Genomic DNA, 201 nt, shown 5'->3' with positions numbered 1-201 from the left:
TCGCGGCGGGCATGCTCTTCCTCGCGCTTTTTCACCCGTTCGTCGATGGCGGCCGCCTTTTTCCGCTGGTCGGCGGCGCGCTGGGCGGCCCGGGCGTCTTCCTGCTTGCGGCGTGCTGCCAGTTCGGCATCTTTGCGGGCCTGTTCGCGCGCCTGTGCCTCGGCCTGACCCGCCAGTTCGGCGTCCTTGGCCGCGCGCGCC

The 201-nt window shown here is 72.1% G+C and carries 1 pseudogene; it reads right to left on the bottom strand.

The features are described from left to right. A pseudogene (locus METUNV1_RS00115) lies at positions 1-201 on the bottom strand (hypothetical protein); the annotation flags it as partial.

It is taken from the genome of Methyloversatilis universalis FAM5 (assembly GCF_000214035.2).
Taxonomy (GTDB): Bacteria; Pseudomonadota; Gammaproteobacteria; order Burkholderiales; family Rhodocyclaceae; genus Methyloversatilis; species Methyloversatilis universalis.
This window is presented reverse-complemented; position numbering and strand designations above follow the sequence as displayed.